Origin of the sequence: Actinomyces sp. ICM47 (assembly GCF_000278725.1) — a bacterium.
Classification (GTDB): Bacteria; Actinomycetota; Actinomycetes; order Actinomycetales; family Actinomycetaceae; genus Pauljensenia.
Genome location: NZ_ALCA01000096.1, coordinates 1 through 12,635, shown reverse-complemented (window position 1 = coordinate 12,635; position 12,635 = coordinate 1). Strand labels below are relative to the sequence as shown.

Genomic DNA, 12,635 nt, shown 5'->3' with positions numbered 1-12,635 from the left:
GCCCGCGAGATCGCCACACGCGAGCCTGCGGCTCGGAGTGGTCGATCTCGAAGCCCGCCCGTGCCCTCCGGACCCTCCGGCGCCCTCCACACTGGCGTCGCTTGTGTCGCTGTGTGTGGTGGAGCTTCCCCTCGAAGCTCGGTCAGGCCCCGCCGCCGCCCATGGGTACCGCAGCTAGGCTATCCGGACCCTCCGGCACCCTCCATGCCGGCGGTGCTGCCGGGATTTGCAATTGATCGCATCGCTCGCGGGTATTGCACTGGATAGGTGGGTATCGCACTATGTGGGGTGGCATTGCACTGCTCAGCTGCTAGTGCATCGCATGCGGAACTAGTGCAACGGTTTCCTCGCATAGTGTCTACGCGGATAGGTTGTTGCTTCATGGATAGGTTATGAGCATACGGATAGCTTATTAACCTATCCGCGTGGCGATAACCTATCCGCATCGTCATAACCTATCCGCGTGGCGATAACCTATCCGCATCGTCATAACCTATCCGCATCGTCATAACCTATCCGCATAGGTAATCGCCAGGCCACCCCGGCGTCTATGAGTCCCGCAGCCCGGACCTCATGTTTCGCTACATCACTAAATTTTCGGACACCGTCGTGACGTGCACGCGGGCTTCCTACCCGTGGCTTGTGCTTCTCTTCCGCACGTGGGCCTCCTACCTAGAGCCTGGGACCTCTCTTCCGCACGTTAACCCGCTGATCGGAGCCTTGGCGAGGCTGCCCACGTGCCGAACAGCGGGTTTGGGTGCGGAACAGCGGGTTTGGGTGCGGAACAGCGGGTTTACGTGCGGAACAGCGGGTTTGCGTGCGGAACAGCGATGCTAGCGTGCACGCCAGACCGTAGGGATGCTAGGGCTACTTGAGGTTGCGTCGTGCTGCTGGTCGAGCCAATACCGGGAGTGTTTCAAGTCGATCAACAAAGCGTGACGCGGTGCATATTTTGGATCGGGCTTTCTGGCTTGCCAGTTTCGAAGGTGCCCTGCTAATATCTTCTCTTGTCGCAATCCTGCGTAGCTCAACGGCAGAGCATCCGACTGTTAATCGGACGGTTACTGGTTCGAATCCAGTCGCAGGAGCAGACGCCCCGGGTCCTTAAGGACTCGGGGCTTTTTGTTCATATGCGGAGGCAATCGGGGGTGGGGTTGGTGACCGTGCCAGAATCGTGGAATGCTGTCGTCGTGGTTCTCTTGATCGCCGCGTGCATCTTCGCCTACGGCGTCCATGTCCTGGTTCACCCGGATGCGGGAACAAACCCGAGCGCGAAGCCACGCGGCATTCAACCTCCGGACGCGGAGCGAACGGCGGCCTTGCGGGAGCGCTACAGTGAGCTCGCCGACGCGTGGCAGCGCTGGCAGGAGACGCCGCGCGGCCCGGGTGATCGGGATCGTCTGGTGACGGTGGAGGATGTGTGGGGCGGCCCCGACCCCGGCGAATCTTTCCCGCCGCGTTACACGGCGAGCCACCTCGGTAAGGTCACGCTTGAACGGCGTCGCTACCTCAGCCTCGAAGAGGAGATGACAAACGGCCCGGAGGTCGTCTGGGCGGCGTCCCCGCGCGCGTGGGCATCGCGCCGCCTCGACGTGTGGGCGGTTCATTCGCGCGGCTGGAGACGGCCTCGGCTCATGCGCGTCTGGTTCAACCGCGAGCGTGCTCTCGTGGAGATTCACACCAACCGTTCCGTCAAGGTTGATGAGATCCTTCCGAGTGAGATCGTCGGCTTTGTTCGCGGCTACACGCGCCTGGGGCCGCGCACGGGTGTTATTGACGGGCTGCGCTGGCTTCCAGAGGACGCGATGCTGATGGGGCGCCGACCTTTGACGCGCACTTTCCGTACGCTCACGGATCTGTCGGTTGTCTCCCCGGTCGGCTCACCGGTGGGGGATGCGCTGCGTGCGGGTGATTTCCACGCGCTGACGTTCTCGTGTTCACGTGAGAGTGCCGGCTGGGACAGCGTGGACAGTGAGCTGCGCGTCCTCGACGTCGCGGGCGTGACCTATCAGGTCGGCAACGCGCTCGGGGTGCCTACGGTGGGGGAGCCTGCCGCTCCCCGGGACGAGGCCGTGGCCGACTTCTCCGGATCTGATTCCTCGGCCGAGGGGCCGGACGCTGGCTTCGATCGGATTGAGCCCACGGACCTGGCTGTTGTGCCGGTGGATCCGAAGGCTGTCCTGCGGGCGGTGGCGAAGATGATTGAACTGCCGGACGATCCTCGCGCCTGATCGCCCGACCCGGGTGTGCCTCGGTAATGAGGCGAGATGGCGCGCACCTGTCAGGACGCAATCGGCATCAGGCTGGGACCTGACAAACGACTCGGGCCTATAATTCACTGTCGTTTCCAGGTGCGTTGATGCTCCGGCGGTCCGGGTGTTCGCTTCGGTCAAGGCCGTGCGAGCCGCTAGCTGGGACCGGCCTGGCAGATGCGCCAACAATTTGAAAGGCAAGCACGCATGGCACGCGAATCAGTCAGCGACGTCACGATGGGGACTGAGACGGCGGTGGATCAGGAGGTGGACGCCCTCGGCCCGCACTATGTCAAAAGGCTCCTGGCCGGTCGCCCGTTCTACATTGCCCACAGAATGGGTGGGACGGAGTTTCCCGAGTACACGCGCCAGGGGCTGGATGCGTCGTTGCGCGCGGGTTTCAAGGCGTTGGAGGTCTCGGTGCGCCGCTGCGCCTCCGGCGATTTCGTGGCGATCCACGATTGGAAGACGACACGCAACGTGCCGGGGACGGATTATCAGATTTGGAAGACTCCGTGGTCGACGCTCAGTAAGCTGCGTCAGGCCTCGGGCCCGTTCCTGCGCTTGAGCGACATCGTCGAGTGAATTCCCTCCAACGTGGTGCTTGCGATCGACCATAAGACGACGTCGTCCCAGGACCAGAAGAACAAGGGGGACTTGGCTGCGGAGGCCGAGCTCTTCGAGTACCTGCACCGGGCGTTCGGCGGTCACCCTGAGCGTCGCGTCCTGTGGAAGACGTTCGCGAAGGGTACGAGTTCGGCTCGCGCGAAGGCCCGCGGGTATATGACGATGGCGATGCTCTACCCCAACGAGCTGGCGTCGGTGAAGCTCTCGCAGTGGGATGTGCTGGGGATGGAGTGGAACGCGCGCCCGGAGGCATGGAGCGCGCTCAAGGCGGCCAAGCGCCCGACGATCACGCACATCATCACGAACCCTGGGCAGGCCAAGCAGGCGCTCGCGGCCGGTGCGACCGGCCTGATGGTGTCCTCGCCGTCGAAGGTTCACCCCTAGGTGCGTGCTCCGGGCGCGCCTGCCGTGGGTGCGCCCGGCCCTGGGGGACGAGGCTGTGGTTGCGTTGTCGGGATCGGCGAGAGAGGAGAGGGGCTGTGCGCGAGGAACTGGTTGAGGCGGTGTTGCGCGTTGTGGAGGAGATTCCGCCGGGGCGGGTGGCGACCTACGGGATGATCGCGCGCGCGGTGGGGACCGGTCCGCGCGTTGTTGGGCGGATCATGCATGATTGGGGTGGTGGTGTCCCGTGGTGGCGCGTCGTGAACGTTCACGGAACTTTTCCGACAACCGTACGAGGTCGGGGCGTGTTTGAGTGGGAGAGGGAGGGGATTCCTCACGATCCGACACGCGGGAAGGTGTTGCTCGGGCAGTGTCTTGTCGATCAGGAGTGGCTCGATGGTGTCGCGCGAACCGTCCGCAAGAACATGCTAGAAAGCCCGGAATTGTAAGGTTTATCGACTTTCGATTAAATTTCAATTCGGTTACGCGCGAGCTAATTTAACTCGCGCGCGCTCGTCTGATGACTTACTCTTGGGGGGACGCCAAAGAGGGCGTTCCTTCGGATACGTTTCCGTTAGCGTTAACGAAAACGAGGGAGCAAACTCCAGAAACAGAGAAGTTACTGGTACCCAAGGGGTGAGAAGTGACGAACTTACTAGAGCTAAAGGGGATCTCGAAGACGTTCCCCGGCGTGAAGGCGCTGTCCGACGTGGACCTCGACCTTCGCCCCGGTGAAGTCTTGGGTCTCTGCGGTGAGAACGGAGCGGGTAAGTCCACGCTCATGAAGGTGCTCACCGGTATTCACAAGGCCGACCCGGGCGGAGAAATCTGGCTGCAGGGCGAGCAGGTTGACATTCAGTCGCCTGAGCACGCCCGTGACCTCGGCCTGTCGATCATCCACCAGGAACTCAACATTGTTCCTGACCTGACTGTTGCCCAGAACCTGTACCTCGGTCGTCCGGGTTCCTCGAAGTGGTCCTACATTGATGATCGCAAGATGGTGCGCGACGCCTACGAGCTGTTCGAGCGCCTCAATATGAAGATCGATCCGACCGCCTACTGTCGCGACCTGCCGGTCGCCCGTCTGCAGATGGTGGAGATTGCTCGCGCACTGTCCTTTGACTCAAAGATCCTCGTCATGGACGAGCCCACGGCTCCTCTGACGACGACCGAGACCGAGTCGCTGTTTGAACTCGTGCGCGATTTTGTCTGCCCGACGACCGGTCTGATCTTCATTACGCACCGCATGCCCGAGCTTACCGAGCTGACCAACCGCATCTCCGTGCTGCGCGACGGCAAGTACGTCGGCACGGTTGAGACGGCTACCACGCCCATGCGTGAGGTCGTCAAGATGATGGTCGGTCGCGAGGTGCCCGCCGACGCGCGCCCCACCACCAAGCCGATCTCCGACGAGGTCGTCCTGCGCGTCGAGAACCTGTCGACAGTCAAGGTTGTCCACGACGTCTCCTTCGAGGTCAAGAAGGGCGAAATCTTCGGCTTTGCGGGACTGGTTGGTGCCGGTCGCACCGAGGTAGCCCGCGCTCTGTTCGGAGCTGATCCCCACACCGAGGGCAGCATCTACGTCCACGGCAAGAAGGTGTCGATCAAGAGCGCCTCGGATGCCGTCAAGCATGGCATCGGCTACCTGTCCGAGGACCGCAAGCAGTTCGGCCTGCTCCTGGACAAGGACATTTCCTTCAACACGGGCATGGCTGCCATGGACCACTTCACCAAGGCGTCGGTCGTCGCGACGGAGAAGCTGCGCAAGGTCGCCCAGGAGTACGTGGGGAAGCTGCGCACGCGCACCCCCAGCGTTGACGTCGAGGTCCGTTCTCTGTCGGGCGGTAACCAGCAGAAGGTTGTCGTGGCCAAGTGGCTGGAGCGTGACTCTGAGGTCCTTATCTTCGACGAACCCACGCGCGGCATTGACGTGGGTGCGAAGGACGAAATCTACACGCTGCTTGAAAACCTAGCGAAGCAGGGTAAGGCGATCATCGTCATCTCCTCGGAACTGCCCGAGGTCCTGCGCCTGGCGAACCGCATCGCCGTCATGGCCCACGGCCGCATTATTGGCACCCTCGACAACGAGGAAGCCACCCAAGAAAACATCATGGAACTGGCCACCGTCGGCCAGGAAGAAGCGAACGGAGTAAACGCGTGAGCACCGTCGTCGACAACAAGGGCCTCGAGGCGCCGTCGCCTGTCGCGGCCTTCCTGAAGAGGAACATGCAGCTGCTGCTCGTCACAGTTGCGTTGTTCGTGGTCCTGGCATTCTTCAGCGTTGCTGTGCCGAACTTTACTTTTGCGACCATGAACGTGTACCTGGACATCGTCCTGCAGTCGGCCTTCACGGGCGTCATGGCGCTGGGTGCTACCTTCGTCATCGCGACCTCCGGCATTGACCTGTCTGTCGGTACGGGTATGAGCCTCGTGGCCGTCATGGCCGGTATTTTCCTGGCGGGCGACAAGATGAACCTGCCCCTCGGCCTCGGCCTGCTCCTGACCCTGCTGGTCGGCATGGCGATTGGCCTCATCAACGGCCTCAACGTTTCGATCCTGGGCCTGCCTCCCTTCATCGCGACGCTGGCGATGATGATGGTTGCCCGAGGCCTGGCGCTCATCATTTCGAACAAGTCCTCCATCGTGATCGCGAACACCGGCTACAAGGCCATCGCCGCCGGCAAGGTGATCCCGGGCGTGGCCAACGCCATCGTCATCTTCCTGGTCCTCACGGTCCTGGCGACCTTCCTCATGAACAAGACGCTCCTGGGCCGCTACGCCCTGGCGATCGGCTCCAACGAGGAGGCCACCCGTCTCTCCGGCGTCAACGTGCGCCTGTGGAAGATCATCATCTACGTCGTCGCGGGTGCCTTCATGGCTGTCGGTGCCGTCCTCTACTCCGCGCGTGGCGGCCTCGTCCAGCCCGCTGAGGGCGTGGGCATGGAACTCAACGTCATCGCCGCGGCCGTCATCGGCGGCACCTCCCTGTCGGGTGGTCGCGCCTCGATCCCCGGCGCGCTGGTTGGTGCGATCCTCATGGAGACCCTCAAGAAGGGCCTGACCATGATGAGTATCGCCGCCGAATGGCAGTTCGTCGTCACCGGTATCGTCCTGCTCCTCGCGGTCGTCATCGACAACCTGCGTCGCATCCGCGAAAACGCAGCCTGAGTCTTATTCCATCTCAATTACAACCCGTGAACCGCCGTCGGTTCACTCCCCAGATAGGCGGGAGCCATCCCGCCACCCCACGAAAGGAACACCAATGCGCCCCATCGGACGTATCGTCGCCGCCGCTGCCGTCGGCACCTTGGCCCTGGGCATGGCTGCATGCTCGACCTCGACGGATGCCACCGGAGGCTCCACCAAGACCGAATCGTCGGGTGCCTCGAAGGTGGACACCTCCGGCGAGCAGCAGGACTGGGAGAAGGAGGCTGTCAAGGGTGATGGCTCCCAGACCATCTACCTGGTCTCCAAGGGCTTCCAGCACCGCTTCTGGCAGGCTGTGAAGGAAGGTGCCGAGCAGGCTGGCGAGGAGCTGGGCTACAAGGTCAGCTTTGTCGGCCCGCAGGATGAGACCAAGGTGACCGAGCAGACCGACCAGCTGAAGTCCGCTCTGGACTCCGGCCCGGCCGCCATCGGTTTCGCCGCCCTGGACTCGAATGCCGCCGCTGACCTGCTCAGCGAGATCAAGTCCAAGAACATCCCGGTTGTCGCCTTCGACTCCGGCGTTGAGTCCGACATCCCGGTCACCACGGTTCAGACGAACAACACCAAGGCCGCCGAGGAAGCCGCGCAGCACATGATCGAGCTGCTCAAGGGCAAGTCGGGGTCGGTTGGCATGGTCTGCCACGACTCGACCTCCACCACGGGCAAGCAGCGTTGCGAGGGCTTCAAGGAGTACTTCAAGGCCAACGCCCCCGCCGACCTGAAGCTCCTCGACGAGCAGATCGCCGGTGAGGTCACCAAGGCCGCCGACACCTCCAAGTCGATCATTCAGGCCAACTCCGACATCGTCGGCATGTACGGCTCGAACGAGGCCGCGGCCTCGGGCATCGTCCAGGGCGTTGCTGAGACCGGCAAGGATGTCACCGTCGTGGGCTTCGACTCGGGTAAGACCCAGATCGACGCCATCAAGGCTGGCAAGGAGGCTGGTGCCGTGACCCAGTCGCCGGTCAAGATCGGCTACTACACGGTCAAGGCCGCGGTCGCCGCGATCAACGGCGCCAAGCTGCCCACGGTCATCGACTCCGGCTTCGCCTGGTACGACAAGAACAACATCGACGACGCCGGCATCAAGGCCAACCTGTACGAGTGAGACGCTAGCTCAATAGGGCACGAGGCCGGGGCCGGGTAGGCGCATGCCGTACCGGCGGCCCGTCGCAGGTTCCGCTCCGAATGACTGGGGCGGAACCTGCGAACCCGGCACCTAAAGAACCAGAAGGATCCGAGGGGGCGAGCGCCCCCGCGCTCCGACATCGACGTCACCATGAGGGATGAAGGAAGAATGACAAACCACCCCCGCATCGGAATCCGCCCCACTATTGATGGTCGCCGCAAGGGCGTTCGCGAAGCTCTTGAAGAGCAGACCATGAACATGGCGAAGTCCGTCGCCGAACTCTTTACGTCTACCCTGCGCTACCCGGACGGTGCCCCTGTCGAGGTCGTCATCGCTGACACCACGATCGGCCGCGTCCACGAGGCCCAGGCTTGCGCCACTAAGTTCCGTGCGAACAACGTTGGCCTGACCGTGACGGTCACCCCCTGCTGGTGCTATGGCACCGAGACGACCGACATGGACCCCGCGATGCCGCACGCGATCTGGGGTTTCAACGGCACCGAGCGCCCCGGTGCCGTGTACCTCGCCGCCGCGCTGGCTGGCCACGCCCAGATCGGCATTCCCGCCTTCGGCATCTACGGCGAGCACGTGCAGGACGCTGACGATACCTCGATCCCCGAGGACGTGCGTACCCGCCTCCTCGATTACGCGACCGCCGGCCTGGCTGTCGCGCAGATGAAGGGCGAGGCCTACCTGTCCATGGGCTCCGTCTCCATGGGTATCGCCGGTTCCGTCGTCAACCCCGACTTCTTCGGCTCCTACCTGGGCATGCGCAACGAGTACATCGACATGAGCGAGTTCACGCGTCGCATCGAAGAAGGTATCTACGATCCCGAGGAGTACGAGAAGGCGTACCGGTGGATCCGCGAGAACTTCAAGCAGGGCAAGGACTGGAACCCGCCGGAGTGGCAGTACCCCGAAAAGCACGAGGATTGGTGGAAGTTCGTCACGAAGATGACGCTCATCGCCCGAGATCTCATGCACGGCAACCCGCGCCTGGCCGAGCTGGGCTTCGAGGAGGAAGCGGGTGGCCACGGGGCCATCGCCGCCGGCTTCCAGGGACAGCGCCAGTGGACGGACCACTTCCCGAACGGCGACGTCCTGGAGACTATCCTCAACACGAACTTCGACTGGACCGGTATCCGTCAGCCCTCCGTCGTGGCCACCGAGAACGACTCGCTCAACGGTGCCTCGATGCTGTTCGGCTACCTGCTGACCAACACGCCGCAGATCTTCTCCGATGTGCGCACCTACTGGAGTCCCGAGTCCATCGAGAAGGCCACCGGCTGGAAGCCCGAGGGACGCGCGGCCGCCGGCCTGCTCGACCTGCGTAACTCCGGCTCGACCACGCTGGATGGTGCCGGTAAGGCAGTGCGCGACGGCAAGAACGTCATTAAGCCCTGGTACGAGCTCACCGAGGAGGACCGTGAGGCCACGCTTGAGGCCACGACCTTCCACCCGGCCTCGACCGGCTACTTCCGTGGTGGCGGCTTCTCGACGCACTTCCGCACCTCGGGCGAGATGCCCGTGACGATGTGCCGCCTGAACCTGGTGCGTGGCCTTGGACCGGTTCTGCAGATCGCCGAGGGCTACACGGTCGAGTTGCCCGACGAGGTCGCTTTCACCATCGAAGAGCGCACCAACATCGAGTGGCCCACCACCTGGTTCGTCCCGAACCTGACGGGTGAGGGCGCGTTCAAGAGCGTCTACGACGTCATGAATAACTGGGGGGCGAACCACGGTGCGATCTCCTACGGCCACATCGGTGGCCAGCTGATCACGCTGGCGTCGATGCTGCGCATCCCGGTCAACATGCACAACGTTCCCGAGGAGCGGATCTTCCGCCCCAAGGCGTGGTCGCTGTTCGGCACCGAATCTCTCGAGGGCGCTGACTTCCGCGCCTGCGAGACCTTCGGCCCGATGTACCGCTGATGCACGTCCCGTTCGGGCCCGGGTTCCTCTCTCCCCGAGCCCGAACGGGACACCTTCCCGGGTAAGCCCGGTCCCGGGACGCGGCCCCGGCCTCGCCGATGAGGAAAGCCGTATTACTATCCCAATGACGGGACACGCTGAGCGAGGGCGTTTTGAGCAGGAGACTTCAATGACCACCGTACTTGCTGTTGACCTTGGATCCGCGTCCGGACGAGTCCTCGCCGGAACGCTCACCGACGGACGCCTGGACGTCACGGACATTCACCGCTTTAAGCACGAGGCCCGCCGCCGCCAGGATGGCACGCTGACGTGGGATGTAGCGACGATGGAGGCCGAGACGATCATCGGCCTGAAGAAGGCTCTGGAGCAGTTCCCGGATGCCCGCTCCGTCTCAATTGACACGTGGGGAGTGGACTGGGCTCCCCTTGACGAGAACGGCGACCTCGTCGGCGACGTTATCGCCTACCGTGACGAGCGCACCTCCCGCACCCTGGACGCCTTCCATGAGCGCATCGGCGACCGCGAATTCTTCGATCTGACGGGAAACCAACCGGCGACCATCAACACGGCGAACCAGCTGTTCGCCTACCTGCAGGAAAATCCCGCCGACGCTCAGCGCGTCGCGGGGGTACTGTTCCTGCCCGACTACTTCGTGTACCGACTGACGGGTGCCGTCGGCTGGTCTCGCACCATCGCCTCGACGTCCGGCCTGCTCACCCCCGGCGGCGGTGACTTCAACGACGAGGTCTTTGCCCGACTCGGCATCCCGCGCGGCTGGTTCGGCGAGCTGTCTGCCGACCGAACCGTCGTCGGCCCATGCACGGTCCCCGGCCTCGAAACCCTGACCGTCGTGCGCGGCGGTGCCCACGACTCTGCCTGCGCGGTCCACGGCCTGCCCATCGAGGAAGGCAAGCGCGCCTACTTCCTGTCCTGCGGCTCCTGGTCCGTCCTGGGTGCCATCGAGGATCGGCCCCTCATGAGCGAGATCGCTTTCAACATGGGCATCACCAACGAGGGCCGCACCGACGGGGGAGTGCGTCCCCTCTTCAACATCACCGGCATGTGGATCCTGCAGGAGATCCAGCGCCAGTGGGAGCGCGAGGGCACGCCCACCGACACCGACGAGCTGGTCGCCCAGGCGCGCGAGCTGCCCCCGGCCTCCGGCGTTTTCGACCCCGATGGCGAGGCCTTCGCCACCCCCGGAGACATGCAGCGCAAGATCGACGAGGCCCTCGACGCCCAGGGGGCCGCCCGCCCCGACTCGATGGCCGGCTACGTGCGCGTCATCATCGAGTCTTTCGCCCGCCGCTACGCCCGCGCAATCGGCGAACTCACGGAGGCCACCGGGAAGGCCCCCGACCAGCTCAACCTCGTGGGCGGCGGCGCACGCAACCGGCTCCTGTGCGACCTGACCGCCCAGATCGCTGGCGTCACCGTCGTGCGCGGCCCCATCGAGGCCTCGACCTTCGGCTCTCTCCTCGCGCAGCTCGAAACAATTGGTGCTCTGGCGCAGGGCGAGCGAGCATCCGTTATCGCTGCGAGCGCATCGACCCATGTCCACGCACCGACGAACGCCTAAGAAAGTCTCGCTGGCCGACATCGCACGGCGCGCGGGTGTCTCAACGAACACCGTCTCGCGCGTCGTGCGCGGCGACCCCGAAGTCTCCGAAAAGACGCGCGCGAGGATCTCCAAGCTTGTCGAGGAGCTGGGCTACGTGCCCAACTACGCGGCGCGCGCGCTCGCGGCCAAGCGCACCAACGTGCTGCAGGTCGTGCTGGCTGCGCCCATGTATCACGGGCACGGCACCGTGCTGCTGTCGATCCTCAACGCCTCCGCGCAGGCCGGGTACCACGTGTCCCTGTCCTACGCGTACGGGCCGGACGGGCAGCTGCGTTCCGACTTCGCGCCCTTCGACGTGGACGGCGTCATCATCCTGGGTGGTCAAGATCCAACAATCGACGTCGCGATCGAGGCGGGTAAGCGTTTCCCGACGGTTCTCATCCTGACGAGCGAGCAGGGACTCGACGGCATTTCGACCGTCGCGGTGGACAACGTGCGCGGCGCGCGCCTGGCCGCCGAGCACCTGCTCGCCCAGGGACTCACCGACGTTATCCACATTGCGGGTCCCTCCGGCTGGTCGGATGCTCAGATGCGCCGACTCGGCTATGAGCAGGCGTGCAAGGCCTACGACATCGAACCCGTCGTCCTTCAGCCCGACTCCTGGGACTCGCGCGACGGCTACGACGTCATGCGCGCGGCGGGCCGATTGCCGCAGGGGATTCAGGCGGCGAACGACCAGCTGGCTCTCGGCGCGATGCGTTACATCTACGAGCGTGGGGGAGTGGTTCCGCGCGACGTGCGGGTCGTCGGCTTTGACGACATCGACGGCGCTGACTCCTACGCGCCTCCGCTCACGACGATCCACCAGCCCTTTGACCGACTGGGGCGCACCGCGGTGCGCCTCGTACGTTCGCTCATGGACGGCGGTTCCTCCCAGGATATTGTTCTCGACCCCGAGCTGGTCATCCGGGCCAGTTCACACCTGTAAGAAAGGTACGTTCATGCTCTACGGTCCCATGACTCACCCCCAGTTCCTGCGTGCTTTGGCCGCCGCTGGCCACGGCTCGAAGATCCTGCTGGCGGACGCGAACTACCCGCACACGACGGGTGTGAACCCGCGCTGCGAGCTGATTTCGCTGAACCTTGCCCCGGGTCTGTTGGACGTCAGCCAGGTCCTCGATGTCCTGAAGCGCACGATCCCGATCGAGCGCGCCGAGATCATGACCCCTGCGCCCGACGCCGAGCCAGTGGAGATCCCGATTCACGACGAGTTCCGCGCGGCGCTGCCGGGTGTCGAGTTCGGCGAGATTTCCCGCTGGGACTTCTACGATGCCGCACGCGATGAGAACGTGGGCATCATCGTTGCGACGGGTGAGCAGCGCCTGTACGGCAACCTGCTGCTCACCGTCGGCGTGCGTGCGCCGGGGGAGTAAAACACTTCTCATGTCCGAGGCATGGGCTCGTTGAGGCGGCGACGTGTGCTTTCGTTTTATTTTCGTTTGATTGTGTGAGCCAAGTGCCAAGCTGTCGGGTGTTTGATGGCGGG

The 12,635-nt window shown here is 64.0% G+C and carries 11 protein-coding genes and 1 tRNA gene; all 12 read left to right on the top strand.

The window, feature by feature from the left end; all coding sequences use genetic code 11:
• The first annotated feature begins 1,016 nt into the window (after positions 1 to 1,016).
• The 12 genes from HMPREF1136_RS06430 (at position 1,017) to HMPREF1136_RS06375 (ending at position 12,522) form a co-directional block, all read left to right on the top strand.
• Positions 1,017 to 1,088: transfer RNA gene (locus HMPREF1136_RS06430), tRNA-Asn, on the top strand.
• Between the two features lie 69 nt (positions 1,089 to 1,157).
• Positions 1,158 to 2,231 carry a hypothetical protein gene (locus HMPREF1136_RS06425; protein WP_009648522.1) on the top strand — a complete coding sequence of 358 codons (1,074 nt, stop codon included), beginning with the start codon at positions 1,158 to 1,160 and terminating at the stop codon, positions 2,229 to 2,231.
• 228 nt (positions 2,232 to 2,459) lie between these two features.
• Complete coding sequence (locus HMPREF1136_RS06420; RefSeq protein ID WP_009648523.1) at positions 2,460 to 2,837, top strand: glycerophosphodiester phosphodiesterase family protein; 378 nt, start codon at positions 2,460 to 2,462, stop codon at positions 2,835 to 2,837.
• A 12-nt stretch (positions 2,838 to 2,849) separates the two neighbouring features.
• A complete protein-coding gene (locus tag HMPREF1136_RS06415) occupies positions 2,850 to 3,263 on the top strand; it encodes a hypothetical protein (RefSeq protein ID WP_009648528.1) in 414 nt (137 codons plus the stop codon).
• A gap of 95 nt (positions 3,264 to 3,358) precedes the next feature.
• Positions 3,359 to 3,709: an MGMT family protein gene (locus HMPREF1136_RS06410; RefSeq protein ID WP_009648527.1), complete on the top strand. Its 351-nt coding sequence runs from the start codon at positions 3,359 to 3,361 to the stop codon at positions 3,707 to 3,709.
• A 194-nt stretch (positions 3,710 to 3,903) separates the two neighbouring features.
• Positions 3,904 to 5,421: a sugar ABC transporter ATP-binding protein gene (locus HMPREF1136_RS06405; RefSeq protein WP_034505206.1), complete on the top strand. Its 1,518-nt coding sequence runs from the start codon at positions 3,904 to 3,906 to the stop codon at positions 5,419 to 5,421.
• Entirely contained in the window at positions 5,418 to 6,428 is a 1,011-nt protein-coding gene (locus HMPREF1136_RS06400) for an ABC transporter permease (RefSeq protein WP_009648520.1), read from the top strand. The genes HMPREF1136_RS06405 and HMPREF1136_RS06400 overlap by 4 nt, the downstream gene beginning before the upstream one ends.
• A gap of 94 nt (positions 6,429 to 6,522) precedes the next feature.
• Positions 6,523 to 7,575 (top strand): ABC transporter substrate-binding protein, encoded by a 1,053-nt coding sequence (locus HMPREF1136_RS06395; RefSeq protein WP_009648521.1) that lies wholly within the window; start codon positions 6,523 to 6,525, stop codon positions 7,573 to 7,575.
• Between the two features lie 189 nt (positions 7,576 to 7,764).
• Positions 7,765 to 9,528: an L-fucose isomerase gene (locus tag HMPREF1136_RS06390; RefSeq protein ID WP_009648526.1), complete on the top strand. Its 1,764-nt coding sequence runs from the start codon at positions 7,765 to 7,767 to the stop codon at positions 9,526 to 9,528.
• Positions 9,529 to 9,697: 169 nt separating this feature from the next.
• Complete coding sequence (locus tag HMPREF1136_RS06385) at positions 9,698 to 11,107, top strand: rhamnulokinase (RefSeq protein ID WP_009648519.1); 1,410 nt, start codon at positions 9,698 to 9,700, stop codon at positions 11,105 to 11,107.
• Positions 11,082 to 12,077, top strand: a complete 996-nt coding sequence (locus HMPREF1136_RS06380; protein ID WP_009648525.1) for a LacI family DNA-binding transcriptional regulator — start codon at positions 11,082 to 11,084, stop codon at positions 12,075 to 12,077. The genes HMPREF1136_RS06385 and HMPREF1136_RS06380 overlap by 26 nt, the downstream gene beginning before the upstream one ends.
• 13 nt (positions 12,078 to 12,090) lie before the next feature.
• The gene (locus HMPREF1136_RS06375) at positions 12,091 to 12,522 is read left to right on the top strand and encodes an RbsD/FucU family protein (RefSeq protein WP_009648529.1); all 432 of its coding nucleotides are present in this window, start codon (positions 12,091 to 12,093) and stop codon (positions 12,520 to 12,522) included.
• The last annotated feature ends 113 nt before the right edge of the window (positions 12,523 to 12,635 follow it).

Bases quoted from the DNA above. Each gene is read 5' to 3' on its own strand.
- HMPREF1136_RS06420 (WP_009648523.1), top strand. From the start codon at position 2,460: ATGGCACGCGAATCAGTCAGCGACGTCACGATGGGGACTGAGACGGCG.
- HMPREF1136_RS06395 (WP_009648521.1), top strand. From the start codon at position 6,523: ATGCGCCCCATCGGACGTATCGTCGCCGCCGCTGCCGTCGGCACCTTG.
- HMPREF1136_RS06390 (WP_009648526.1), top strand. From the start codon at position 7,765: ATGACAAACCACCCCCGCATCGGAATCCGCCCCACTATTGATGGTCGC.
- HMPREF1136_RS06385 (WP_009648519.1), top strand. From the start codon at position 9,698: ATGACCACCGTACTTGCTGTTGACCTTGGATCCGCGTCCGGACGAGTC.
- HMPREF1136_RS06380 (WP_009648525.1), top strand. From the start codon at position 11,082: ATGTCCACGCACCGACGAACGCCTAAGAAAGTCTCGCTGGCCGACATC.
- HMPREF1136_RS06375 (WP_009648529.1), top strand. From the start codon at position 12,091: ATGCTCTACGGTCCCATGACTCACCCCCAGTTCCTGCGTGCTTTGGCC.